This window comes from Aureimonas frigidaquae (genome assembly GCF_001463905.1).
Lineage (GTDB): Bacteria > Pseudomonadota > Alphaproteobacteria > Rhizobiales > Rhizobiaceae > Aureimonas > Aureimonas frigidaquae.
On the sequence record NZ_BBWR01000015.1, the window covers coordinates 1 to 25,203 of the forward strand.

Annotated in this window: 20 protein-coding genes and 2 pseudogenes; 11 read left to right on the top strand and 11 right to left on the bottom strand. The window is 65.9% G+C overall.

The window, feature by feature from the left end:
• A pseudogene (locus tag AUL30_RS14390) lies at positions 1-658 on the bottom strand (phosphopentomutase); the annotation flags it as partial.
• A 151-nt stretch (positions 659-809) separates the two neighbouring features.
• On the opposite strand from AUL30_RS14390, the gene AUL30_RS14395 reads away from it, so the two are divergent.
• The 3 genes from AUL30_RS14395 to AUL30_RS14405 are packed head-to-tail and all read left to right on the top strand — an operon-like array spanning position 810 to position 4,209.
• On the top strand, positions 810-1,955 hold the full coding sequence (locus tag AUL30_RS14395; protein WP_062228601.1) for an AAA family ATPase: 1,146 nt from the start codon (positions 810-812) through the stop codon (positions 1,953-1,955).
• A gap of 26 nt (positions 1,956-1,981) precedes the next feature.
• Entirely contained in the window at positions 1,982-3,352 is a 1,371-nt protein-coding gene (locus AUL30_RS14400) for a leucyl aminopeptidase family protein (protein WP_407638283.1), read from the top strand.
• Positions 3,349-4,209 carry a C40 family peptidase gene (locus AUL30_RS14405; RefSeq protein ID WP_062228603.1) on the top strand — a complete coding sequence of 287 codons (861 nt, stop codon included), beginning with the start codon at positions 3,349-3,351 and terminating at the stop codon, positions 4,207-4,209. The genes AUL30_RS14400 and AUL30_RS14405 overlap by 4 nt, the downstream gene beginning before the upstream one ends.
• On the opposite strand, the gene choV is transcribed toward AUL30_RS14405, so the two are convergent.
• Both choV and choW read right to left on the bottom strand, forming a co-directional pair.
• On the bottom strand, positions 4,183-5,247 hold the full coding sequence (gene choV / locus AUL30_RS14410) for a choline ABC transporter ATP-binding protein (protein WP_062228604.1): 1,065 nt from the start codon (positions 5,245-5,247) through the stop codon (positions 4,183-4,185). The two genes, AUL30_RS14405 and choV, sit on opposite strands and share 27 nt — an antisense overlap.
• Positions 5,244-6,086, bottom strand: a complete 843-nt coding sequence (gene choW / locus AUL30_RS14415) for a choline ABC transporter permease subunit (protein ID WP_062228684.1) — start codon at positions 6,084-6,086, stop codon at positions 5,244-5,246. Before choW ends, choV begins: the two co-directional genes overlap by 4 nt.
• Positions 6,087-6,275: 189 nt before the next feature.
• On the opposite strand from choW, the gene AUL30_RS14420 reads away from it, so the two are divergent.
• The 5 genes from AUL30_RS14420 to AUL30_RS14440 all read left to right on the top strand — a co-directional run bounded on the left by AUL30_RS14420 (position 6,276) and on the right by AUL30_RS14440 (position 14,095).
• Entirely contained in the window at positions 6,276-8,000 is a 1,725-nt protein-coding gene (locus AUL30_RS14420; RefSeq protein WP_062228605.1) for a formate--tetrahydrofolate ligase, read from the top strand.
• A gap of 238 nt (positions 8,001-8,238) precedes the next feature.
• Positions 8,239-10,428, top strand: a complete 2,190-nt coding sequence (locus AUL30_RS14425; protein ID WP_062228606.1) for an anthranilate synthase — start codon at positions 8,239-8,241, stop codon at positions 10,426-10,428.
• Between the two features lie 12 nt (positions 10,429-10,440).
• A complete protein-coding gene (locus AUL30_RS14430; protein ID WP_244490844.1) occupies positions 10,441-11,337 on the top strand; it encodes a cation diffusion facilitator family transporter in 897 nt (298 codons plus the stop codon).
• A gap of 351 nt (positions 11,338-11,688) precedes the next feature.
• On the top strand, positions 11,689-13,377 hold the full coding sequence (leuA, locus tag AUL30_RS14435) for a 2-isopropylmalate synthase (protein ID WP_062228685.1): 1,689 nt from the start codon (positions 11,689-11,691) through the stop codon (positions 13,375-13,377).
• Between the two features lie 103 nt (positions 13,378-13,480).
• The gene (locus AUL30_RS14440; protein ID WP_062228608.1) at positions 13,481-14,095 is read left to right on the top strand and encodes a hypothetical protein; all 615 of its coding nucleotides are present in this window, start codon (positions 13,481-13,483) and stop codon (positions 14,093-14,095) included.
• Here AUL30_RS14440 and AUL30_RS14445 read toward each other — a convergent pair.
• Entirely contained in the window at positions 14,072-15,256 is a 1,185-nt protein-coding gene (locus AUL30_RS14445) for a benzoate/H(+) symporter BenE family transporter (RefSeq protein ID WP_062228686.1), read from the bottom strand. The genes AUL30_RS14440 and AUL30_RS14445 overlap by 24 nt on opposite strands.
• 107 nt (positions 15,257-15,363) lie before the next feature.
• Complete coding sequence (locus tag AUL30_RS14450) at positions 15,364-16,251, bottom strand: DMT family transporter (protein WP_062228609.1); 888 nt, start codon at positions 16,249-16,251, stop codon at positions 15,364-15,366.
• 186 nt (positions 16,252-16,437) lie between these two features.
• Between AUL30_RS14450 and gcvA the strand changes: the two genes are divergently transcribed.
• On the top strand, positions 16,438-17,361 hold the full coding sequence (gene gcvA / locus AUL30_RS14455; protein ID WP_062228610.1) for a transcriptional regulator GcvA: 924 nt from the start codon (positions 16,438-16,440) through the stop codon (positions 17,359-17,361).
• Positions 17,362-17,405: 44 nt separating this feature from the next.
• Here gcvA and AUL30_RS14460 read toward each other — a convergent pair whose 3' ends face one another.
• Positions 17,406-18,386, bottom strand: a complete 981-nt coding sequence (locus AUL30_RS14460) for a metallophosphoesterase family protein (RefSeq protein ID WP_062228611.1) — start codon at positions 18,384-18,386, stop codon at positions 17,406-17,408.
• A 62-nt stretch (positions 18,387-18,448) separates the two neighbouring features.
• Between AUL30_RS14460 and AUL30_RS14465 the strand changes: the two genes are divergently transcribed.
• A complete protein-coding gene (locus AUL30_RS14465; RefSeq protein WP_062228612.1) occupies positions 18,449-18,895 on the top strand; it encodes an NUDIX domain-containing protein in 447 nt (148 codons plus the stop codon).
• Here the strand turns inward: AUL30_RS14465 and AUL30_RS14470 are convergent.
• Positions 18,878-19,879, bottom strand: coding sequence for a glutathione S-transferase family protein (locus tag AUL30_RS14470; RefSeq protein ID WP_062228687.1), 1,002 nt, complete (start codon positions 19,877-19,879; stop codon positions 18,878-18,880). The two genes, AUL30_RS14465 and AUL30_RS14470, sit on opposite strands and share 18 nt — an antisense overlap.
• A 242-nt stretch (positions 19,880-20,121) precedes the next feature.
• Here AUL30_RS14470 and AUL30_RS14475 point away from each other — a divergent pair, with 242 nt between their 5' ends.
• Positions 20,122-20,631 carry a GNAT family N-acetyltransferase gene (locus AUL30_RS14475; protein WP_062228688.1) on the top strand — a complete coding sequence of 170 codons (510 nt, stop codon included), beginning with the start codon at positions 20,122-20,124 and terminating at the stop codon, positions 20,629-20,631.
• A gap of 99 nt (positions 20,632-20,730) precedes the next feature.
• Here the strand turns inward: AUL30_RS14475 and AUL30_RS14480 are convergent, their stop codons facing one another.
• The 4 genes and pseudogenes from AUL30_RS14480 to AUL30_RS20295 form a co-directional block, all read right to left on the bottom strand.
• Positions 20,731-22,023 (bottom strand): calcium-binding protein, encoded by a 1,293-nt coding sequence (locus tag AUL30_RS14480; RefSeq protein ID WP_157070180.1) that lies wholly within the window; start codon positions 22,021-22,023, stop codon positions 20,731-20,733.
• Between the two features lie 43 nt (positions 22,024-22,066).
• On the bottom strand, positions 22,067-23,311 hold the full coding sequence (locus tag AUL30_RS14485) for a calcium-binding protein (protein WP_192843072.1): 1,245 nt from the start codon (positions 23,309-23,311) through the stop codon (positions 22,067-22,069).
• Between the two features lie 852 nt (positions 23,312-24,163).
• Positions 24,164-25,111, bottom strand: a complete 948-nt coding sequence (locus AUL30_RS14490) for a calcium-binding protein (RefSeq protein ID WP_202814515.1) — start codon at positions 25,109-25,111, stop codon at positions 24,164-24,166.
• Positions 25,112-25,195, bottom strand: a pseudogene (locus tag AUL30_RS20295) (hypothetical protein); the annotation flags it as partial. It lies immediately after the preceding gene.
• Positions 25,196-25,203 lie beyond the last annotated feature (8 nt).

Genomic DNA, 25,203 nt, shown 5'->3' on the forward strand with positions numbered 1-25,203 from the left:
TGGCGCTGCGGCGGTAACCGCCATTCCCATCATCCACGAAGGGCCGGGCGATGACCCGGCCGATGTTGAGGCTGTCGACATGCCGCCGCGCGACGACACAGAGCTGCAGGAGGCGGTCGAGCCCGAAATGGACCTCATGCGCGGCGATCTGCAGCACGCTGTCGACGGAGGTATAGAGAATCGGCTTGCCGGATGCGACGCTTTCACCGCCCAGCGCCGCGATGATCTCTGTCCCCGATGCGTGGCCGCGGCCCAGCACGCCGGGCAGGGCGCATTCGGACACGAGCGCATCGACCAGCGCATCGCCGATGGCCGGATCCGCCTTGGGGAAATAGCCCCAGGCGAAGGGGACCGGCAGGCCGGCGATCTCCCAGTGGCCGGACGGGGTGTCCTTGCCGATGGAGCGCTCCGACGCCGTGCCGAAACGGGCGCGCGGCGAAAAGCGGCTGCGGCGCCCCGTTGCAGCGTAGAGGCCGAGCGCGTCGAGGTTCGGCAGTTCGAGCGGTCCCTGCCGCAGCCCGGCGCGGTCGGCCCGGCCTTGTGCGGCCGCCGCCACGATATGGCCGAACGTGTCGGCCCCGGCATCGCCGAAATCGGCCGCGTCGGGCGCTGCGCCGACACCGAAGGAATCCATGACCATGAGTATGGCGCGTGCCATCGATCCGACCTTTCCTGCCGATCGGCATCATATAGGCCGGGCGGACAGCTTCGTTAATCCGCCCTTTATGGGTTTGGCGGCACCATGGCGCATGGCGGTGGGGTGACCGCCCGTCAGGTCTTTGCGTCATACGGGGAAACCGAAGCCGTCCATGCCCTCAGCCGGGAACAGCCAGGAACACGGCGCATATCGCGGCGCGGCAGTACCACGCCTGCCGGCCCTGCTCCTGCACGCCTTCTGTGACGATGAACGCATTGCGGCCGCCATCCAGCGCGCCGCGCAGACCCCCACGGCCGGGCAGCTGACGGTGCGGGTGCGCCCGGGCGGCATCGCCGCGGCCTGCCGCCACTATGCCGACCGTCCGACGCCGCATCTCCTGATTCTCCAGTCCGATGCCGGCCCGCACGGCCTTCTGGAGGCGCTCGACACGCTTGCCGATCACTGCGACCCGGAAACGAAGGTTGTCGTGGTGGGCGCGCCGGCCGATGCCGACCTGACGCGCGAGCTGATGCGCCGGGGCATATCGGCCTTCCTGCCGCTTCCCGTGTCGCCGGCCGACATCGTCCTGGCCCTGTCCCGAATCGTTCCGGCGGAACGGGGCGTCCACCGCCCCCGCATGGTCGCCTTCATGGGCGCGCGGGGCGGCGCCGGCTCCTCCGTCCTGGCGCAGAACCTGGCTTTCCTGTCGGCCCGCCTCTACCGCGACCGGGTCGTGCTGGCCGATCTCGACCCGGCCTTCGGTTCGGGGGCGCTGAACCTCGACCTTTCCCGGCAGCAGGGGCAGCTTGTTTCGCGCGGCGAGAATTTCAACCTCATCACCCTGCCGCAGGACTGGCAGGGCGATGCTTCGGACCGCCGGACGGCCGCAGCGCTCGCAACGGCCCGCCGGGCCGCCGAGCTCGTCTTCCTCGATCTGCCGCATGGCTGGAACCCGCTCGTGCGCGACCGGCTTGCCGAGGCCGACGCCATCGTGATCACGGCGACGCCCGATCTGCAGAGCCTGAACAACCTGGCAAACCTTCTGGATGCCCTTGAGAGCCTGGAGCGCGTGCCGCCCCGGCCGCAACTCATCCTGAACCAGATGGGGCTGTCCGCGGGCGCGGACCTGCCGATCGGCGATTTCGTCGAACCCGGGCGGATCGACCTTCTGGCGGCGATCCCCTTTTCACCCCGCCTCTTTGCCACTGCCACCCGGCGCGGCCAGTTGCTGGCCGAGGTGAATGACGCACACCCCTTGACGCGCGTCCTGGAGCGGGTGACCCATTCGGTGACCGGTCGCACCCTTTCCGTGCGATGACGGACCGGCGTTTGTAACGCCCAACCATCGAGGAAAAGCTGATGTCGCACACCACCGCAGCACGCCCCGTCCATGCCGTGCACAGCGAGGAACTCTCGCAGCTACCGGCCAAGGCCGCAGGCTGGGCGGATGCGGCGCGGTTCAAGGCGGGGCTCGGGCAGGTGCTTCTGGTGCCGGGGGAGGATGGCGGCGTCGGCGCGGCCGTCCTCGGCCTCGGCCCGCGGGACGAGGCCTGTCCGGCCACGAGCCTTTCAACGGGTGCGCTTGCGGGGGCGCTGCCATCGGGTGCATGGCGGCTCGATGCGGAGCTGGACGCCGATCTGGCCGCGCTCGGCTTCCGGCTCGGCGGCTACCGGTTCGAGCGCTACCGCAATGCCGGAGATGGCAACCCGCCGCCGACGCTGACCGTCCCGGGATCGGGCGGGCACGAGACGCGGCTCTACGAGGGTGTCGCGCTGGTCCGCGACCTCATCAACACACCGGCCAACGACATGGGCCCCGATGCGCTGGAGCGCGTAACGCGCGACCTGGCGGCCGAATTCGGCGCAGAGGTCGAGGTGACCACCGGCGATGCGCTCCTTCCGGCGAACTTCCCGATGATCCACGCGGTCGGCCGCGCCAGCAGCCGGGCGCCGCGCCTGATCGACATGCGCTTCGGGCGGCACGACGCCCCGCGTGTGACGCTGGTCGGCAAGGGGGTCGCATTCGATACGGGCGGCCTCGACATCAAGCCGGCATCGGGCATGCTCCTGATGAAGAAGGATATGGGCGGGGCGGCCAATGTGCTCGGCCTGGCGCGGATCCTGATGGCGGGGCGGGTCGATATCCGCTTGCGCGTCCTGGTGCCCGCCGTCGAGAACGCCATTTCCGGCGATGCCTTCCGGCCGGGCGATATCCTGCCGAGCCGCAACGGCAAGACGGTGGAAATCGGCAATACCGATGCCGAAGGACGCCTCGTCCTGGCCGATGCTTTGACGCTTGCCGACGAGGACGCGCCGGAACTTTTGATCGACATTGCCACCCTGACGGGTGCGGCCCGCGTGGCGCTGGGGCCGGAGCTGCCGCCCTTCTTCACCCCAGACGACGCCCTGGCGGCGGATGTGGAACGGGCCGCGGCGCGGCTGGCCGATCCGGTCTGGCGCATGCCGCTGTGGCGGCCCTATGCGGCCAACCTGTCGTCCCGCGTGGCCGATATCAACAACGTCACCACGGATGGCTTTGCGGGCGCCATCACAGCGGCGCTGTTCCTGCAGGGCTTCGTGCGCATGACCCACGCCTGGGCGCATTTCGACGTCTTCGGATGGCGGCCCAAAGCCGTCCCCTATGGCGGCATCGGCGGCGAGGCGCAGGCCATTCGCGCGCTCGCCGCCGTGATCGAGGAGCGTTACGGGCGATGAGCCTGGACCTTCGGCTGAACGCCGCCCGGCCCGACCTTGCCGATCTGCGCCTGCAAAGCCGCGTCGGCGCGGACCGCTTCGTGGCGGGGACGCCCGCGCGCATCCGTGCGCCGCTGGCCGCCCTGCGCCGGCGCCCGGCCAGCGACGCGCCGCTGGAGACGGAAGGCCTTTGCGGCGAGGCGGTCCTGATCTTCGAGGATCCGGGCGAGGGCTGGGCCTGGGTCCAGCTCGTCCAGGATGGCTATGTCGGCTGGATGGCGCGCGAGGAGATCGGCCCGGACGCGCCCGCGCCGGATCGCATCGTCACTGTCCCTCGCACGCTGGTCTTTCCCGCGCCGGATATCAAGCAGCCGCCGATCGGCTTCCTGCCCATGGGCGCGGCCTTTCGCGCCGCCGGAACGGCGCAGGACAGGAATGCCGCTTACGTGCTGATCGAGCCCTTCGGCGCGGTCGTCATGCAGCATACGGCCAGCGTGGATGCACAGGCGGCCGACTTCGTGACCGTTGCCGAGGCGCTTCTGAACGTGCCCTACCTCTGGGGCGGCAAGAGTGCGCTCGGCATCGATTGCTCGGGGCTCGTGCAACTGGCGGCCGGCATGGCAGGCCATGCGCTTTTGCGGGATGCCGACATGCAGGAAGCGTCGGCCGGCGTGGCGCTGGACGAGGGCGCGCCTTTGCAGCGCGGCGACCTCGTCTTCTGGCCGGGCCATGTGGGGATCATGCAGGATGACGCGCGGCTCATCCATGCCAATGCGCATCATATGATGGTGGCATCCGAGCCCCTCGCCGCCGCCGTGGAACGGGCAGGGGCGAAGGGTGTTCGGGTCACGTCACGCCGCCGGCTCACCATCGCCTGACGCACGGCCGCGCAGGAGCGCGGTCACCACGTCACGCGGGCCGACGCGGCCCACAACGCGCCCACGGTCGGAGATCAGGACCTCGCCGCCGCGGCTGCGCAGCATTTCCATGACACGCCGGAGCGGCGTGTCGGGCTGCACGGCGGAGGCGATGGGCGTGTCCATGGAGACACCCTCCATCGAGGCCATGGCATCCTGCGCGGTCAGGACGTTCATCGGATTCACATGGGCTACGAACTCGGCCACATAGGGGCCGGACGGCTTGCGGACGATTTCGCTCGCCGTGCCGACCTGCACGATGTGCCCGCCTTCCATGATGGCGATGCGGTTGCCGAGCTTGAAGGCTTCGTCGAGATCGTGGCTGACGAAGATGATGGTCTTCTTGAAGCGCCGCTGGCTTTCCAGGAGCTCGTCCTGGAGCTTGGCGCGGATGAGCGGGTCCAGGGCGGAAAAGGGTTCGTCCATCAGGAGGACGGGCGCATCCGTGGCGAAGGCGCGGGCAAGGCCCACGCGCTGCTGCATGCCGCCCGACAGCTCGCCCACCCGGCTGTGCGCCCAGTCCTGCAACCCGACGATTTCCAGCTTTTCCAGGGCCTGGCGGCGGCGCTCGGTGCGCGACATGCCGGCAAATTGCAAACCGAGCGCGACATTGTCGACGACGCTGCGCCAGGGCAGCAGCGCGAATTGCTGGAAGACCATCGCCACTTCGTGCCGGCGCAATTCGCGCAGGCGGCGTGACCCTCCTTCCGCAATGTCCACCGCGCCGCGCCCCGTATCCACCACCACCCGCCCGCGCGATATGGGGGCAAGGCCGTTGACGGCGCGGATCAGCGTCGACTTGCCGGAGCCGGACAGGCCCATGAGCACGGCGATCTCGCCCTCGCGCACGTCCAGGCTGGCGTTGGCGACGCCGAGCGTGGCGCCCGTCGCCTCGCGGATTTCGGCGCGCGTCTTCCCGGCATCCACCAGTTCGAGCGCCTTCTTGTCGGCATCTCCGAAGACGATGGAGACGTTCTGGAACGAAACGATGGGCTTCATCGCGTGCCCCCCTCGTCGATGCGGAAGAACCTGTCGAGGATGATGGCCAGGATGACGATGGCCAGGCCCGCTTCCAGGCCCCGGGCGATGTCCACCGTGTTGAGCGCCCGCAGGACCGGCACGCCGAGCCCGGGAGCGCCGACCAGCGCGGCGATCACCACCATGGACAGGGACAGCATGATGGTCTGCGTCAGCCCGGCCATGATCTGCGGCAGGGCGTTGGGGATCTCGATGTTGACGAGGCGCTGGAACCCGGTCGCGCCGAAGGCGTCGCCCGCTTCGAGGAGGGCGCCGGGCGTCGACACGATGCCGAGGCGCGTCAGCCGGATCGGCGCCGGCAGCGCGAAGATGACCGTGGCGACGAGGCCCGGCACGGTGCCGAGACCGAAGAGAATCAACGCCGGGATCAGGTAGACGAAGGTCGGGATCGTCTGCATCAGATCGAGTACGGGGCGCATGGCATTGTAGATCCACTGCCGCCGCGCGGCGAGGATGCCGAGCGGCACGCCGATGACCATGCAGACGAAGGTGGAGGCGATGACGAGCGCGAGGGTCTGCGTCGTCTCCCGCCAGTAGCCGAGGTTGACGATCAGCAAGAGCCCCGCCGCCGTCATGAGCGGCGCGGCGAGGTTGCGCCGCATCAGGAAGGCGAAGGCCGCGAAGGCCAGGATCACGCCAAGCGCGGGTGGCGTCTCGAGCGCATAGGTGATCCAGCCGATAATGGCCGACAGCCCGGCGCTGAGCGCGTCGAAGAAGGGCAGGAAGTTGCCGATCAGCCAGTCGAAGGCCGCTTCGCCGTAATGCCCGATGGGGATCTTATGCCCGGTGATCCATTCCACGCCTTCGCCCACCCCTCGCATTCCTGTTGATACGGCTGCGACAAAACTACGTCCGGGCTACCATTTGTCCACCTAGGAAACGAGGTGGCCGTGCCGGGCGCAAGGCGCAAAGGCGACACGTTTCGTTAAAAACGCGGCTTGAGCCGGCATTGGCACGCCCGGGTCTTGGTCGCACGGATGGCCCGGCCTATGGTGCGCCGCGCCATTGGCGCCGCAACAGACCGGGAGCTGACCGTGAGCGCATTCCCCTCCGACATCGAAATCTCGCGCGGGTCGCGCAAACGTCCGATCGCCGAGGTTGCGGCACGGCTGGCCATACCGGACGAGGCGCTGATCCCCTATGGGCGCGACAAGGCCAAGGTGGAGCGTGCGTTCCTGGATTCCCTGGAGGGGCGGCCCGACGGGCGCCTGATCCTCGTCACCGCCATCAACCCGACACCGGCGGGCGAGGGCAAGACCACGACCACGGTGGGGCTCGGCGACGGGCTCAACGCCATCGGGCGCAAGGCTGCCATCTGCCTGCGCGAACCCTCGCTCGGCCCATGCTTCGGCCAGAAGGGCGGGGCGGCCGGCGGCGGCCGGGCGCAGGTCGTGCCGATGGAGGATATCAACCTCCATTTCACCGGCGATTTCCACGCCATCACCGCCGCGCACAACCTTCTGGCGGCCATGGTGGATAACCATATCCACTGGGGCAACGCGCTGGGCTTGGATTCCCGGCGCATCGTCTGGCGGCGCGCGGTCGACATGAACGACAGGGCGCTGCGCGATATCGTGGTCTCGCTCGGCGGCCCGGCCAATGGCATCCCGCGGGAAACGGGCTTCGACATTACCGTGGCGTCCGAGATCATGGCCATACTGTGCCTGGCGGACGGCATTGCGGACCTCGAACGCCGCCTGGCGCGGATCGTCGTCGGCTACCGCACGGACCGCACCGCCGTCACGGCCGGAGAGATCGGGGCGACGGGCGCCATGGCGGCCCTTCTGCGCGACGCCATCCTGCCCAATCTCGTCCAGACGCTGGAAAACAACCCTGCCTTCGTGCATGGCGGGCCCTTCGCCAACATCGCCCATGGCTGCAATTCGGTCGTCGCCACGCGGGCGGCGCTGAAGCTGGCGGATTATGTGGTGACGGAAGCGGGCTTTGGAGCCGACCTCGGCGCCGAGAAGTTCTTCGACATCAAATGCCGCAAGGCCGGGCTGCGGCCCGATGCCTGCGTGATCGTGGCCACGGTGCGCGCCCTGAAGATGAACGGCGGCGTCGCCAAGGCGGATCTGGCCACGGAAAATGTCGAGGCGCTGCGCCAGGGCGCGGCCAATCTCGGCCGCCATATCGAGAATGTGCGCGGCTTTGGCGTGCCGGTGATCGTGGCGATCAACCATTTTGCCGGCGATACGCCCACCGAGCTGGAGGCGCTCAAGGCCTATGTCGCGCGGATGGGCGTGGAGGCGGTGATCTGCCGCCACTGGGCCGAAGGCTCGGCCGGCATTCTGGAACTGGCTGAAAAAGTGGCGGCGCTGGCCGATAGCGGAACGGCGGACTTCTCGCCCCTCTATGCCGACGAACTGGGGTTGTTGGAGAAAATCGAAACCGTGGTGCGCAGGATCTATCGCGGCAGTGCGGTCACGGCCGAGCCGCAGGTCCTGCGGGAGCTGGAGCGCTTCGAGGCGGATGGTTTCGGCAGTCTCCCGGTCTGCCTTGCCAAGACGCCATACTCCTTCTCCACCGACCCCCGGCGCTTCGGCGCGCCGGAAGGGCATATCGTCCATATCCGCGAGGTGCGCCTCAGCGCGGGCGCCGGCTTCGTGGTGGCCATCTGCGGCGATATCCTGACCATGCCGGGCCTGCCGCGCCACCCGGCGGCCGAGCATATCCACCTGACGCAGGCGGGCTTCATCGAGGGGCTTTCGTGACGGAACGGATTTGCGAAGCATTGGCATGTTGGGGGCGGCGCGCTTTTTCATTTGCGCGTGGGACGGCGAGCCGCTAACGCTTTGCCCATGAACATGACGGCGAACATCACTCTTTGGTGGCAGGCGCGCTAACCGCGGCCTTCGACCATGCGCATGTTCGAAACGATGGGCCGCTTCGGGAAACCGGCGGCCTTTTTCTTTGCGTGCCGCCCCCCGAGGCTTTGTGAGGATGGCAAGGATGAGTCTCGACAGTCAGTCCGATGGGACGGAGCGTTACGTCACCGAAGGCGGCATAACCATCACGCGGCACCGCCAGGCGATTGCCTATGAGGGGGCCATCGAGCCGGTCATCGATCAGCTCGACACGCGGCGCGGCGCGGTCTTTTCGTCCAACTACGAATATCCGGGCCGCTATACGCGGTGGGATACGGCGATCGTCGATCCGCCGGTCGTCATCACCGCTTCGGGGCGGGTCATGCGGATCGAGGCGCTGAACCCGCGCGGCAGGGTACTCGTCGGATTCATCGGCGACGCGCTGGACGGCCATCCCGACCTTTCCGCCTTCGCGCGGACAGAGGATGCGATCGACCTTTCGGTCAAGACGCCGGACCGCGTCTTCACCGAAGAGGAGCGGTCGCGCATGCCGACCGTCTTCTCGGTCCTGCGGGCCATCGTCCAGCTTTTCAAATCGCACGAGAACGGCGATCTCGGGCTCTATGGCGCCTTCGGCTACGACCTGGCCTTCCAGTTCGATCCCGTCACGCTGCATCTGCAGCGCCCGGACGACCAGCGCGACCTCGTCCTGTTCCTGCCGGATGCGGTCCACACGGCCGATCACTACGGCGCGACGGCCTATGTGGACCGCTTCGAGTTCGAGATGGATGGCGTCGGTACGGCCGGGCTTCCCGGTGGCGGGCCGGAGGCCCCCTACAGGGCCGCGCAGGGCACGCCCGAACGGGGCGACCATGCGCCGGGCGAGTATGCCGCGCTGGTGCGCCGCGCCAAGGACAAGTTCGTGCGCGGCGATCTGTTCGAGGTCGTCCCCGGCCAGACCTTCTACGAGCGGAGCGACAGCGCCCCCTCGGCCATCAGCCGCAAGCTGAAGTCGATCAACCCGTCGCCCTATTCCTTCTTCATCAACCTCGGGGACAATGAGTTCCTGATCGGCGCGAGCCCGGAAATGTTCGTGCGCGTCAGCGGACGCCGGGTGGAAACCTGCCCGATCTCCGGCACGATCCGCCGCGGCGCGGATGCGATCTCCGATTCCGAGCAGATCCTCAAGCTCCTAAATTCGCGCAAGGACGAGTCCGAACTGACCATGTGCTCGGATGTCGACCGCAACGACAAGAGCCGGGTCTGCGAACCCGGATCGGTGCGGGTGATCGGCCGCCGCCAGATCGAGATGTATTCCAGGCTGATCCACACGGTGGACCATATCGAGGGCCGGCTGCGCGAAGGCATGGACGCGATGGACGCCTTCCTGTCGCATGCCTGGGCCGTCACGGTGACGGGCGCACCCAAGCTCTGGGCGATGCGCTTCATCGAAACGCATGAAAAGAGCCCGCGTGCCTGGTATGGCGGCGCCGTCGGCATGATGCATTTCAACGGCGATATGAACACCGGCCTGACTCTGCGCACCATCCGGCTCAAGGACGGGGTGGCGCAGGTGCGCGCCGGCGCGACGCTCCTCTACGATTCCAACCCGGAGGAGGAAGAGGCCGAAACGGAGCTGAAGGCCTCCGCCTTCCTGTCGGCCATCCGCGATGCCGGGGCCGAGGCCGTCGGCCCGGCCGAGGCGGTCCATTCCCGGGTGGGCGAGGGCGTCCGGGTGCTGCTCGTCGATCACGAGGACAGCTTCGTCCATACGCTCGCCAACTACATCCGGCAGACGGGCGCCGAGGTGACGACCGTGCGCACGCCGGTGCCGGTAGAGATATTCGACCGGGTCGCGCCGGACCTCGTGGTCCTGTCGCCCGGGCCGGGAAGCCCGGAGGATTTCGATTGCCGGGCCACGATCGGCGCGGCGCGCCAGCGCGGCCTGCCCATCTTCGGCGTGTGCTTAGGGCTCCAGGCGCTGGCGGAAGCCTATGGCGGCAGCCTGCGCACACTGCATGTGCCTGTGCATGGCAAGCCCTCCCGCATCCGCGTGAGCAAGCCGGGGCTGATCTTCGACGGCTTGCCGGCGGAGGTGACGGTGGGGCGCTATCACTCCATCTTCGCCGATCCGATCCGCCTGCCGCGGGAGTTCGACGTGACGGCCGAAACGGAAGACGGCGTCGTCATGGCCTTCGAACATCGAACGGAGCCCGTCGCAGCGGTGCAGTTCCATCCGGAAAGCATCATGACGCTGGGTGGCGATGCCGGCATGCGGATGATCGAGAACGTCGTCGCCAAACTGGCACGCCGCGCGCGCGTCAAGGCCGCTTGAGAGGGCAGGATCGTGGTCGAGCTGAAAACCGCGAACCGCATTGCGGTGACGACGATCTTCGTCGCGCTCCTGGTGCTGGGCCTGAAATATCTGGCCTATGCGGTCACCGGCTCGGTCGCGCTCTACTCGGACGCGCTGGAGTCCGTCGTCAACGTGGTGGCCAGCCTGGCCGCCCTGTGGGCGATCAACGTTTCGGCGCGCCCGGCCGACACCGATCATCCCTTCGGCCACCACAAGGCAGAGTATTTCTCGGCCGTCCTGGAAGGCGTGCTGATCACGGTGGCGGCGCTCCTGATCCTGCGGGAGGCTTGGGCCGCATGGCAGATGCCGCGGGCGCTGGACACGCCGGCCCAGGGCATGGCGATCAACGCCGTGGCGACCGTCGTCAACGCGATCTGGGGCACCTACCTGATCCGGCAGGGCCGGGCGCGGCGCTCCCCGGCGCTTGCCGCCGACGGCCGGCACATCATGGCCGATGTCTTCACCTCCGTCGGGGTGCTGGCGGGGCTGGGCCTTGCGATCCTGACCGGCTGGCACGTGCTCGACCCGCTGATGGCCGCGCTCGTGGCGCTCAACATCCTGCGCGAGGGGCTGAAAGTGGTGACCAGTTCCCTGTCGGGGCTGATGGACCAGGCCATGGATCCGGGCGAGCTGGAGGAGGTGCGCGGCATCATCTCCGCCCATGCGGACGGCGCGCTCGAAGTGCATGACCTGCGCACGCGCCATGCCGGGCCGGCCTTCTTCATCGAGTTCCACATGGTCGTGCCGAGCGGCATGACGGTCGGTACGGCGCATGTGATCTGCGACAGGATCGAGGCGCGGCTGCAGGAGCGGTTCCGGGGCGCCAACGTGCTGATCCATGTGGAGCCGGAGGACGAGGCCAAGCAGGTCGGCGTTCCGATCCTGTGAAGGTTTCGACGGGAAGGGGCTTGCATTCGGCAACGCGCCGACGCAATTTGCCGGCATGACGAATCTCGGCTCGCACGACATGGAATGCCCTATCGGCTCTGCCGACGGCTTCGCGCGCGCCTGCCCCAGCCTCCTTCTGCTCCTTAGCGGCGGTCGTCGGGCCCGTTGAGAGGGGGCGCCCGGCGGTCGAAGCCGGCGCCTTGCTGACGCAGTCGTCCCCTCGCAAACCCAAGTTAGACAGACCCGAAGGCCGCGGCCGGCACGATGAGTGCGCCGGCGGGTGCGGTCCTTGAAGAGGCAAAGACGATGTCGCAGTCCAGCATACCGGCCAAACCTTCCGGCCGTCCCGTCATGGCCAAGGCCGCCGAAAAATACGTCCCGTACCCGCATGTCGATTTGCAGGACCGCCAATGGCCGTCCCGCCGGATCGAGAAGGCGCCGATCTGGTGCTCCGTCGACCTGCGCGACGGTAACCAGGCCCTGGTCGACCCGATGGGCCATGAGCGCAAGGCGCGCATGTTCGCGCTCCTGAAGGATATGAACTTCAAGGAGATCGAGATCGGTTTCCCGTCGGCCTCGCAGACCGATTTCGACTTCACCCGCTGGGCGGTGGAAGAGGGCGGCGTGGCGGAGGACGTCTCGCTCCAGGTGCTGGTCCAGTGCCGGCCCGAGCTGATCGCCCGGACCTTCGAATCGCTCGAAGGGGCGCATCGCCCGATCGTGCATTTCTACAATTCGACGAGCGAGCTGCAGCGCAGGGTCGTGTTCCAGAAGGACCGCGCGGGCATCAAGGAGATCGCGACCGACGCGGCCAAGATGATCGCCGACATGGCCGCCAAGGCGGGGGGCGGGTTCCGCTTCCAGTATTCGCCCGAAAGCTTCACCGGCACGGAGCTGGAATTCGCGCTCGAGATCTGCAACGCGGTGTCGGAGATCATCCAGCCGACGGTGGATAACAAGCTGATCCTGAACCTGCCGGCCACGGTGGAGATGTCCACCCCCAACATCCATGCCGACCAGATCGAATGGATGAGCCGGAACCTCGATCGGCGGGACGCGATCATCCTGTCGCTGCACCCGCATAACGACCGGGGCACGGCCATCGCCGCGACCGAGCTGGGGCTGATGGCCGGCGCCGACCGCGTGGAGGGAACGCTGTTCGGAAACGGTGAGCGCACCGGCAATGTTGATCTGGTGACGCTGGCCTTGAACCTCTTCACGCAAGGCGTCGATCCGGAGCTGGACGTCTCGGACATCAACCGCATCAAGGATGTCTACGAGCACTGCAACCAGCTGCGCATCCCCGAGCGCCACCCCTATGTCGGCGAGCTCGTCTACACGGCCTTTTCCGGCTCGCACCAGGACGCGATCAACAAGGGCATGAAGGCCGCCCGGGCCGCCAATACGCCGGTCTGGGAGGTCCCGTACCTGCCGATCGATCCGAAGGATGTCGGGCGCAGCTACGAGGCGATCATCCGCATCAACTCGCAGAGCGGCAAGGGCGGCATCGCCTATGTGCTGCAGGCCGATTACGGGTTGAACCTGCCGCGCAACCTGCAGATCGAGTTCCGGGACGAGATCCAGCGCATCACCGACCAGGAAGGCAAGGAGATGCCGGCGCGCCGCATCTACGAGCAATTCCTGGAAACCTATGTCGAGCAGCCCGGTGCGCCGCTGCGCTTCGAAGAACATCTGACGCGCGCGGAAGGCGGCGGCCGGTCCGACCGGCTTGTCGAGGCCGTCATTCTGGACCGCGGTGAAGAGGTTCGGATCGAAGGCCGCGGGACGGGCCCGATCGACGGCTTCGTCGATGCCCTGTCGCGCCATATCGGCATCGACATGGCAGTGGCCAACTATGCAGAGCACTCGCTGCAGCACGGCTCCAACGCGACGGCGATTTCCTACATGGAAATCGAGTTTCCGGGCGGCAAGGTCTTCGGCGCGGGCATCGACCACAACATCGTCTCCGCATCGCTGAAGGCGATCGTGGCGGCCGCGAACCGCATCCTGATGAGGCCGGAGGAGACCACGGCCGAGTAGGGGCCGGGCGGCGGCGGTTGCGCTTTTGCGTGCCGTCGTCGCATTTTCTTAACGAGCCCCGGTGTCTACTGCACCCGACATGCGGAATGGTCGGAGAAGCGACATGGGCGAGCCAAAGACAGATCTTGCGGTGGCCAAGGGGTCCCGCCGGCTGACGGATGCGGTGCGTGCGGCCAAGATCGCGGCGGCGCAGCGGTCCGACATCGTGGTCGACATACGCGAGGCGGAGCGCGCCCGGCTGGCCACCCTGGCCGACGATATGAAGGAAGTCTCCGATGCCGTTCCGGCGACGGACGACCTGTTCGACTTCACCCTTTCGGAAGGTCCGCAGCCCCGCTACTGGGTGGATGGCACGGCGCATGTTTCCATGGCGCGCGACCGCGTCACCTATCGCTTCCTGCGGGAAACCCGGCTCGGGCGCGTCACCCTGTCCGAATCCACCGATCCGCAGCGCATCGTCGATGCCGTGACGGAGTATGTGGCCGAGCGCATCGTGGAGCGGGACCGCGCGCTCGCGCTGTCGGACCGGGTTGCCGCGCGCGGGGATGCCGGCCGTTTGGTCATTGCCGGCCCGGACATGGTCGAGGATTCGCGACCGGCGGGCGCGGGGCGGCAGACGGCCCTGATGCTGGCGCTTGCCTGGATCATCATCGGCGCCGTCCTGGGTGCGGGCGCGTTGATCGGCCTGTCGCTCCTAAGCGGCGCGCCGCTGATCTGACCCTGCCAGCCGCCGCAGGCCGAGCACGCCAGCGCCCGATACGAGGCCCCAGAAGGCAGCGCTGACGCCCAGGAAGGCCAGCCCGGACGCCGAGACCAGGAAGCAGACGGCGGCTGCCTCGCGCTCCTTCACAACCTCCATCGCGCCATGCAGTGAGCTGGCGAGCGCGCCCAACAGCGCCAGACCGGCAATCGTGCCGATCAGAAGCGGCGCTTGCGCCGCGAAGGTGACGATCCAGCCGGCGGCCAGCCCGAACAGGATGTAGGCCGCGCCGCTGGAGATTCCGGCCAGGTAGCGCAAACGCTTGTCCGGGCCGGCTTCCGGCCCCGCGCAAAGCGCGGCCGTGATGGCGGCAAGGTTGAACGCGAGCGCGCCGAAGGGCGCCGCCAGCGCCGTCGCAAGGCCGGTGCCGACGAAGATCGGCCCCGGCGCCGGCTCGTATCCGTTGAGTTTCAGGATGGCGAGGCCCGGCACGTTCTGGGACGCCATGGTGATGACGAAGAGCGGCAGGGCAATGCCGATGATGGCCGACAGGTCGAATTGCGGCATGACGGCGATCGGGCCCGTCAGGCTGGCAAGGCCCGGCACCGTGTCACCCGCCCGGAACAGGATGAGCGCCATGGTGACGAGCGCGGCGGCCGGCACGGCCGCCAGGCGCTTGACGGCGCCGACCAGGAGAAAGGTTGCGATGATGAGCCCGGCATCCAGCGGAACGGCGGCGGCCGCCCGCACGGGGGCCATACACAGATCGAACAGGATGCCCGCCAGCATGGCATTGGCGAGCGAGCGCGGCACCTTTGTGATGAGGCGGCCGAACGGTTTGATCAGCCCTGCCACGAGGATCAGAAGCCCGGTTGCGACGAAGGCGCCGATGGCGGCCGGATAGCCCGCCGAAGGCGTGCCCGCAATGGCCAGGAAGGCGGCGCCGGGCGTCGACCAGGCGATGGAGATGGGCATCCTGCTCGCCCAGGAATAGAGGATGCTGCACAGGCCCATCGTGACCGACAGGGCAAAGAGGCCCGAGGCCGCCTGATCCACCGTCGCGCCGACACCGTGCAAACCCTGCACGATCACTGAGAAGCTGGAGGTAAAGGCAATCGCCGCCGTCAGAAGGCCGGCGGCGAGGGCGGGCAGGGCTGCGGTGAAGCGTTGGTGTTGCACGGCATCGACCCTGCGCAGGAATGTGGCGACGACCGGCATAGACCAGGTGGGGCAGGCGCCACAAGCCACGACCGTCCCCGCCGGTACGGTTGGTGGAAGTTGCGCATTTACCGCACGGGGGAGGGCTCGGCCGCCGCCACCTGCCGTGCGGCGCGTTGCCGGCTGATCGCCAGCCCGACGCCGACGAGGATCAGGACCACGCCGCAGATGAAGAGCGGCCCCATCCTGTCGCCGAACATCGCCGCCGAGGCGGCGATCCCGAAGACGGGCTGCAGGAATTGAACGCTCGCGGCGACGCGGGCCGGGACCGTCCGCAGAAGCCAAAGCCACAGGAACAGGCCCGCGACCGTCACCAGGACGCCGAGATAGGCCGCAGCCGCAACGGCCGCCGGTTCCAGGGTGAAAGCGGTCCGTGACATTTCCCACGCGCTGAACGGCAAGAGGACCGCGAAGCCGGCAACCGTGCTCCAGATCGAGACCGTGACGGTCCCGAAGGCTTGCGTCAGCTCGACGCTCCAGACGTAGTAGAAGGCGATCGTCACCGCCGACAGGAAGACGAGGGCCACGCCGGAAAACGTCGTCCCCGCAAGGCCGGAGGCGCCGTCCCCCTGGCCGAAAGCGACGAGCGCGATCCCGCCGAAGGCGGCAAGAAGGCCGACCCTTTGCAGGCGCCCGACCGATTGGCGAAGGCGCAGGCTCGCAAACACCACGACGAAGAGCGGGATCGTTGCCGAGATGATGGTGCTGACCGAGGCCGCGGTTCCCGCGATCCCGAAGGTCTGCGCGACCTGGCCGACGCCGATCCCCACTATGCCGAGCGCGGCGACCTTGGGCACGGCCTTCCAGGGAAGCCGGAGGCGGCCGAGCCCGAACAGCATGAAGACCGGAACCGCGATCGCGAAGCGCAACGCCGTCAATGTCAGCGGCGGCATCGAGGCAAGGCCAAGCTTCGTGATCGGAATGGACAGGCCCCACAGGAGGGCAAGAACCAGCATGGCCGGGACGCTCCATGACGAGCGCAACGAAACCTGTGTGCCCGCGGTGTTTCCAGATGCGTCTATGGTCATGGAAAGAGGGCCGCCCGTTTGAGACATCCGATGGCTCTTCGCACCCGGCGAAGCGTCATGACAAACGATATGTCGGCCCGCTATGCTTGAGCGGAATGCAAGCGTCGGTGCGCCATGTCAAACCGCCTCCCACCCCTTCAGACACTCCGCGCCTTCGAGGCGACAGGACGGCTCCTGAGCATGACGCAAGCCGGTGCCGAGCTTCACGTGACGGCCGGCGCGATCAGCCGCCAGATCCGGGCTTTGGAGGAGGAGCTGGGCTTCCCTGTGTTCCGCCGCCTCACCCGGCAGATCGTCCTGACGCAGGCCGGAGCCGCATTCCACCAGACGGTAAGCCGGGCGCTTGCGGATATCGCAAGGGATGCCGACCGCCTGCGGGTACAAGGCGGGAACGACCGCCTGACAATCAGCACGAGCGTTTCCTTTGCCGCCAAATGGTTCGCTCCGCGGCTCCATCGGCTCGCTGCGCGGCTCCCCTCGGTCGACATCCACCTGGAGGTCAGCGACGTCAACATCGACCTGTCGGACGGACGGGTCGATGCCACGATCCGCTACGGCGTCGGCAGCTACCCTCAGACCGTCTCGGAGCGCATCCTCGACGAAACCATGTGCCCGGTCTGCAGCCCGCATTACCGCGACGAGAAGCAAATTACGGTTCCGGCAGACCTTCTGGGCTGCACGCTGCTCAACGAGGAGCGGCTCCTCCACGACGACAGCACGCTTCCCAAATGGGCGCTCTGGTTCAAGGCCGCGGGGGTGTCGGCGCCGCGAATGCGGGGGCCCACCTTCAGCCATGGAAGCCTTGCCATAGAGGCGGCGATTCGCGGGGAGGGCGTTGCCCTCGGACGCAGTGCCCTGGTCTGCGAGGATATTGCGGCGGGGCGCCTCGTAGAGCCGTTTGCCGGCATCCGCCTGCCGGCCGGGCGCGGCTACGACCTCGTCCATCGCCCGGGCGAGGAAGAGGAACCGATGATCATGACCTTGCGGGAGTGGCTCCGCGACGAGGTTCGCGACGTCCTGGCGGAGCCGGGGTCTTGAGGTCTGATGCCCTCACGGTGAGAAGGGCACTCCGCGGGCGCGCCTTACGGCTCCTGCGGCCGGTCTTCGCTGCGGCGGGCCGGAGGCAAGTCGACCGTAGGACCGGTGGCCACGGCGGTGCCGTTCGCAAGGAGCTTGCGCTCCCGGATCCAGTCGATCCGGCTGCCGTCGGGTGTCAGGCCCCGCTCGCGCTGGACGAGGCTCCATTCGCCGGGGCCGCCATCGATGTCGAAGAGATTGTAGCGCGCGGCCGGTTTCTCGTGCCCGGCGCTCTGGCTGGCCGACGGGACGCCGCAGACCGGCACCCGCGTTCCGCCGTGACCGTTCAGCCAGTACAGCGTATCCAGATGGGTGTGGCCGTGCAGCACGAGTTCAGCGCCCGCATCGCTGATGACGCGTGAGAAGAACTGCTTGCCGACCAGGCGCTTGGACCAGGCCGCGGCGCCGGAAATCGGCGGATGATGGATGAGGACGATCCGGAACAGGCCGAGGCCATGCGCCTGCCGCAGGAGCTGCGCCGTGCGCAGCGCCTGGCGGCGCTTGAAGCTGCCGGTGGCGAAGAAGGGCACGGTGGCCTCGGCGCTCGACGTTCCGATAATGGCGACGGGGCCACGCACCCGCATGTAGGGAAAGCGCCGGTCGTCGAATTCCAGCCCCTCATCCCCGACCATATAGGGGTTCCATTCACGGCAGGCGCGGTTGAGGGCGCCGGGGACATAGGCGTCGTGATTGCCCGGTACGACGGAGATCCAGTCCGGCTTGCCCAGATCCTGGAGCCAGAGACGCGCTCCGTCCACCTCGGTCTTGGTCGCCAGGTTGACGAGGTCGCCCGTAACGGTGACATGGTCGGGCCTGTTCTGCCGCATGTCCGCCACGAGCTGCAGCAACGTATCGCCGAACATGGCGCGCTTTCGATTGCGCTGCCAGTTGATGTAACCGGTGATCCGCTTGGAGGCGAGCTCACGGTAGGAGAGCTCGGGCAGCGGGCCAAGATGGATGTCGGAAAGATGCGCTATTCGAAACATCGTCGGGAATGTAACCGGGCGAGGGAGTTTGGAAAGCCTTATCGGGTGACAAGAGTTTGAGCATGCTATCGAGACTGCGACATCTCGCCTTCCTGGCCCTGCGTCCAATGACGCTCGGGGTGCGTGTCGCGGCCTTCGATGTGGCAGGCCGCATCTTCCTGGTGCGGCACACCTATGTTGCGGGCTGGCATCTTCCCGGCGGCGGCGTCGATCCGGGCGAAAGCATCGAAGCCGCCGCGCTGCGGGAAATGGCCGAGGAAGGCAACCTGACGGCGCTGGCGCCGCTGCGCCTCGTCTCCGTTCATTTCAACCGCGCGGCTTCGCGGCGCGATCACGTCGTCCTCTATGCCTGCGACCACGCCGTGCAGTCGGCGCCCCATGCGCCGGATCGGGAGATTGCCGAAAGCGGCTTCTTCCCACCCGACAGCCTGCCGGAGGGCGTCACCCCGGCAACGCTGCGCCGGCTGGCTGAGCTGCGCGCGGAGGCGCCCTCAAGCCCCCTCTGGTGACCATGCCGGCAGCCGGGCGCGGCCGTGCGGTCGGTCGAGGTCCAGCTCGGGGCCGAGCGGCACGATGCCGGTCGGGTTGATCGTCTTGTGGCTCTGATAGTAGTGGCCCTTGATGTGCTGGAAGTTCACCGTCTCAGCGATGCCCGGCCACTGATAGAGTTCCCGCATGTAGTCGCACAGGTTCGGATAGTCTGCGATGCGGCGCAGATTGCATTTGAAATGGCCGACATAGACGGCGTCGAAGCGAATGAGCGTGGTGAAGAGCCGCCAGTCCGCCTCCGTCAACCGGTCGCCGATCAGGTAACGCTGCGTGCCGAGCCGCGCTTCGATGTCGTCGAGAGCCGCAAAGAGCCTCATGAAGGGCTTTTCATACGCCTCCTGCGTGGTGGCAAAACCGCAGCGATAGACGCCGTTGTTGATGGCCTCGTAGACGAATGCGTTCATGGCATCGATCTCGGCCCGCAGGGCCTGCGGATAGAAATCGACATCGGCCCGTCCAAAGGCGTCGAAGCTCGCATTGAACATGCGGATGATCTCGGCCGATTCATTGCTGACGATGCTGTTCGTCTGCTTGTCCCACAGGACCGGCACGGTGACCCGCCCCGTCATGTCCGGCTTGGCCTTCAGGTAGACCTCGAACAGATGATGCGCGCCGTTGACGCTGTCGGGAATGGCGCCGGGACGGTCGGAGAAGGTCCAGCCTTTTTCGGCCATGAGCCAGTCCACGACCGACAGGGAGATGATCTCCTCCAGGCCCTTCAGCCTGCGCAGGATCAGCGTGCGATGGGCCCAGGGGCAGGCGAGCGAGACATAGAGATGGTAGCGCCCGGCTTCAGCAGGGTAACCCTTCTGGCCATCCGGGCCCGGGCCGCCATCGGCCGTGATCCAGTCCCGGAAGCGGCTCTGTTCGCGCTGGAAGCTGCCGCCGGTCGACGTGGTGTCGTACCACACGTCTTCCCACTTTCCATCGACCAGCAACCCCATGCGCATGCACTCCTGTCCTCGGCCGGCGGCCCACGTCCATCGCCCAAAATGCAATGGACGCTTTCAAGAGCGCATGATAGAGGCGAAGATCAGATGGAAAAGAGACGATCGGGCACACACTTGCGCCTTCTGCGACGACGAAGCCTGCCAGCGGCGCCAGCCGCAGCCAAAGCCTCCGCCTGAAAGCCGTGTTGCCGGCCGACGGGCGGGAAGACTTCGCCGCGTCACCATCCGGTCCCATCATGTTGTCTCGTCCCTTCGTCGCCGAACTGCAGTTCGGCCTGGAACTTCCCGCGCATGCCGCCGCTATCGAATCCATTGCAGCCGAGGCGTTCGGGCCCGGCCGGCACGCGCGCGCCGCTGCCCGCGTTCGGGAAATGGCGCCCCATGCACCCGACCTCTCCTTCGTGGCCTGCCTGAACGGGGAGGTGATCGGGTCCGTGCGCCAGACGCCCGTTCGGATCGGCGACCGGCCGGCCCTCATGCTTGGGCCGCTGGCCGTGCGCCCGCAATTCAAGAGCCTCGGCATCGGCCGCGCCTTGATGAAAATGGCCGCGGAGGCCGCGGCCGCTGCCGGCGAGGAGGTCATTTTCCTGGTGGGAGATCGAGCCTATTACGTTCCGCTCGGCTATGCGCCGGTCCCGCCGGGAAGCATCGATATGCCGGGGCCGGTCGATCCGGCACGCATTCTGGCGCTGCCGCTCGTGCCGGGTGCACAGGCCGGGCTTACGGGCAGGGTTGCCGCTCGATAGGGTAGGGGAAGCCTCCGCGCCTTGGATCTGACCCGCGAAGCGGCCGTGCCCGGACGGACACGGCGCTATACGCAAAGCTCGGGCGCGTCGTCCCCTGCGTCAGGCGTAGACGAAGAAGCAGGATGCTTTCATGGCGAGCCCGGCTTCCACATTCGCGAACTGAATGGCGGCGATGGAGCCGGAGCCGTCCGCGTCGTAATACAGCGCTCCCGTGCTCTTCTGGTACAGAATTCGATCGGAAGCGGTTACCGCGTCCGTATCGAGCGTGCAGAACGCGTTCTCCTTCAATTGCCCGACGCCGATGCCGGTGAATACCGATTGCGACAGCGCGATCTTGTCGGATTCGGCCGACTGACCGATCAGCGATCCGATGAAGTTGGTTACCAGACTGAACAGACCCCCCAACGGTGTCGACGAAAGGAACGGCACGCCATCCTTCGCAAGGTGAAAGTTGGTGATCGTATCAATATTATCGGCTCCAAGTGCCGTGGAGAAGCGGAATGTATCCACATCCTTCCAAAGAATGCTCAACAAGCCGGACTTGTCGCCACCATCCAAAGTATCGTTCCCAAGCCCGCCGTCGATAATATTGTTTGCGTCGTTGCCCACGATGGTCTGGGCGAACTGGTTGCCGACGATCGTCCGCGCATCGGAGCCGGCTTCGATCCGTTCAATCTCAGAATGCGTCGTAAGTTGATAGTTGGCGACGTTGACGATGACCCTGTCCCGCCCGGCGTTTGGGAACTCGACGACGGTATCCTCCGATGAGCGGACGATGTACGTATCGTCGCCACCGAGGCCACCAAGATTGTCCCCGCCGCCGCCGCCATCGAGCGTATCATTGCCGGTCCAGCCCGTGATGGTCTGCTGCAGCGCATTGCCCTTGAGGCTCAGTCCGCCATGCTGGCGGGTCTGATCGGCAAACAGATACTCGATCGACTGATTGTCGCCGAGGGTGAAGTCGCTCGTCGTATGGACGCTGTCACGGTTGCCCTCGTTGGCGCGTTCTATCACCACGTCATTGGATGAATCGACATAGTATGTGTCGTTTCCCGCTCCTCCTTCCAGCGTATCGCTTCCTTGACCTCCGTCGAGATAGTCGTCGCCGGCCTGTGTAACGAATTTGTTGGCTCGGTTATCGCCGACCAGCGTATCATTCCCTCTTCCGGTTATGACACTGCGGACGTCCGAATTAACGTTCCAGTTGTGGTCAAAATTGCCAGTAAAGCGAGTAAAGCTCGGGAAATTTACAACGATGTTCTCATTTGCGCTTCGGAGATCAAGCCAGTCACTGCCGCTGTAAGGGTCCTCCGCGGTCTTGTTGTTCGACGGTCGTGTGTAGAAGAGGGATGAAAGGCTCCAATTGGAGAGCAGTTTTGAGAAAATTCTCATAATATAAATCCTGGTATAGAACGATAAATAAATCGCGGAAAAATTATGCAGAGACCACGAAGCTTGTGAAATTGAGAGATTGATGCGCGTTCAGCTCAGCGAACTTAATCGCCAGGGCGCTGCCGGAGCCGTCTGAATCGTAAAAGATCGATCCTGTGCTGGCCGAGTACAGAATGCGATGGTCAGCATTGAGCGCTTGCGTATCCAGTTGGCAGAACGCCGATGCGGAAAGGTTTCCGATGGGAAGCTGCGTGAAGATCGCCTTCGACAATTCGATCGTATCGCGCCCACGGAAGGGCGTTGTGAAGTCCAAAGCGAGAACCTTGAGGACGCCGGTAACGGGATCGACCTGATTGTTGAAGTCTACGATTTTGTCGACATTGTCCGGGCCAAGGGGTGTTGAGAAGCGGAACGTGTCGTAATCGCTGAAGAGCATCGGCATGGCGAATGCCAGGATACCGGCCTTCCCGGTCGGATTGCCGCCGATCAGCGTGTCGTTTCCAGCACCGCCATCGATAATGTTGTTGAAGGCGTTGCCGACGATGGTCTGCGAATGCTCGTTGCCGGAGACGATGCGGGCATTGTCATCCGCCAGCTCCAGCCGCTCCACCGCAGCGCCCTGTGTCAGCCGGTATTCCTGGGCTTTGACGAGGACGGTGTCGTATCCCTCGTTGACGGCTTCGATGATCTTGTCTGCTGAGCTGTAGACGGTATAGCGGTCGTCTCCGAGCCCGCCCATCAACGTGTCGCCACCCCCGGCACCGTCCAGCGTATCCTGACCCGCGCCGCCTACGATGGTCTGTTGCAGGCTGTTCCCGACCAGTTTGTGGCGGGCCGTGCTCGATGGATCGGCAGCCTCGAGGCGCTCGATGGATTGGCCGCTCAGAAGCGTATAGTCGACTGCTACCCTGACGGTGTCGTAGCCTTCAGCATCGGCTTCAAACACACTATCGGATGTCAGGTCGACGATATACGTGTCGTCACCGGCGCCGCCCCGCAATGTATCGGTTCCGATGCCGCCGTCCAAGAGGTCGTTCCCCTGGCCGCCCAGAAGGATGTCATCTCCGACCTCGCCGAAGAGTTGGTCGTGGCCAATGCCGCCGTCGAGCGTATCCGCGCCGTCACGCCCGAAGAGAGCGTCGTTTCCTAAGCCGCCATTGATCTTGTTGGCGCTCGAATTGCCCCAGATGAAGTCGTCGCCGGACCCGCTTTGAAAATTCGGCTTGCTGGCTGTCTGGTAACTGCGGCCGTCGAAGGTGACGGTGTCCCTGGACATGTTGATGAACAAGGGTCCTGTCGCGGACGTGGCGTCCATCCACGACGCGCCTGAAACATCGGTATCATCCAGGACCATGCGGGCCACGGGAGCGGGAGCGGGAGCTGGACGAAATGGGTTGAATATACTCGTGAAGAACGATCTGAAACTGAACATGACGTTGCTCTGATATGGAAGATTAAAACGAGACATTTTTGTGCGCGCACAATCACCAAGCGACTGCGTGCAGCTTATGAGTGCGCGCGACCACTCGGGTGCCCGCGCTGGACGGGCAGTCGGAGTATGAGAATGCGGTAGGGGTTCGGCTTACCGGTATTGCAATATGCGTCCGGTCTTGCAGGCCTCTAACCCCAAAACAGATGCGGATAAGCCAAAACTCGATGCGACAAAGGGCGCAGATTGCGCGCTCCCAATCGTTTTCATGCTGAAACCATTCTTGTAGAAATAAAATGTAGAAATTTAATTCTTGAATGTACTGTAATGTGCGCTAACGTTTCTATAAACTGGAAGTTGAAATGCTCGTAAAAATATCAGAATGATGCTCAGCCCTGAGGCATGGTGCTACGTGGTTGGCCAATGTTTTGGCGCCATCGTGGTTTGGGCTGCGAGAAGGATTTCCCAAGCCGGTATGTGGCTTGGCCACTTTCGCCAAGTGTTGTTGTGAGATCGGATGGCCTATCGTCGGGGTCAGGGTAAGATGACGACCTCACCCGGCAGATGACGTTCTATGGCTTTGTCGGCACCTTGGCGACGAACGCCGCGCCGATGGCTCGGCGCAGCGCTTATGTCCGAGCCGTGCGTCTGTGCGTGACAGGTCAGGGGGGGGGGAGCGCCGGCCATTTCGGTCGGCGCTCCCCGCAATTCTCAGGCATAGACGAAGAAGTTGGAGGCCTTCATCGCAAGGCCTGCATCGACCTCGGCGAACTTGATGGCGGCCTGGGCGCCGGACCCGTCCACGTCGTAGTAGATAGAGCCGCTGTTGCGGTCATAGAGAATGCGGTCCGCGGCGCTGACCTTCTCCTTGCCCATGTCGCAGAAGGCCTTGTCCGAAAGCGTCCCAACGCCGATCGTGTCGAAGATCGACTTGGACAGTCCGATGCGGTCGATGACCGTGCCGGGAAAGTCGATCGTCCACCACAGGACCTTCGTGCTGAAGCCGCCGATGCCGGCTTCGAAATTGTGGATGCGGTCCACATTGTTGGCGCCGAGCGCGGTGGAGAACAGGAACGTATCGCTGTCGCCGGGAGAGAAGACCTTGACGATATTGCTCCACAGCGTGGCGCCCTTGGCGCTGCCATAGAGAATGTCGTTGCCGCCGCCGCCATCGATCGTGTTGTCGAACCCGTTGCCGACGATGGTCTGGGACAGTTCATTGCCCACGACCCTGCTCTTGCCGGAAGAGGCGATCTCGATCCGCTCGACCTCGGTACCGGCCGCCAGCGCGTAATCGGCGCCTTGGACGGCGACGACGTCGAAGCCTTCGCGATCATATTCGACGATGCTGTCGGCCGTGCTGTAGACGGTGTAGCGATCATCGCCCGCGCCGCCCGAAAGAGTATCGCCGCCGCCTCTGCCGTCCAGCGTATCGTTGCCGTTACCGGTCGAGATGGTCTGGGCGAAGGCGTTGCCCCGCAACTGCACCGAAACCTTGCCATACATGTCGTCGGCGCGCAGGAGCTCGATCGATACGCCTTCGGCCAGGGCGTAGTCGCCCTTGGCGATGATCATGTCGTAGCCCTCGCCTTGCCGCTCAACGACCTGATCGCCAGAGGAATCCACATAGTAGGTATCGTCACCAAGCCCGCCGGCCATGGTGTCCTGCCCAACACCGCCGTCGAGCATGTCCGAGCCATCGCCGCCATCGAGCGAGTCGTTGCCGCCGAGGCCGTAAAGCAGATCGTTGC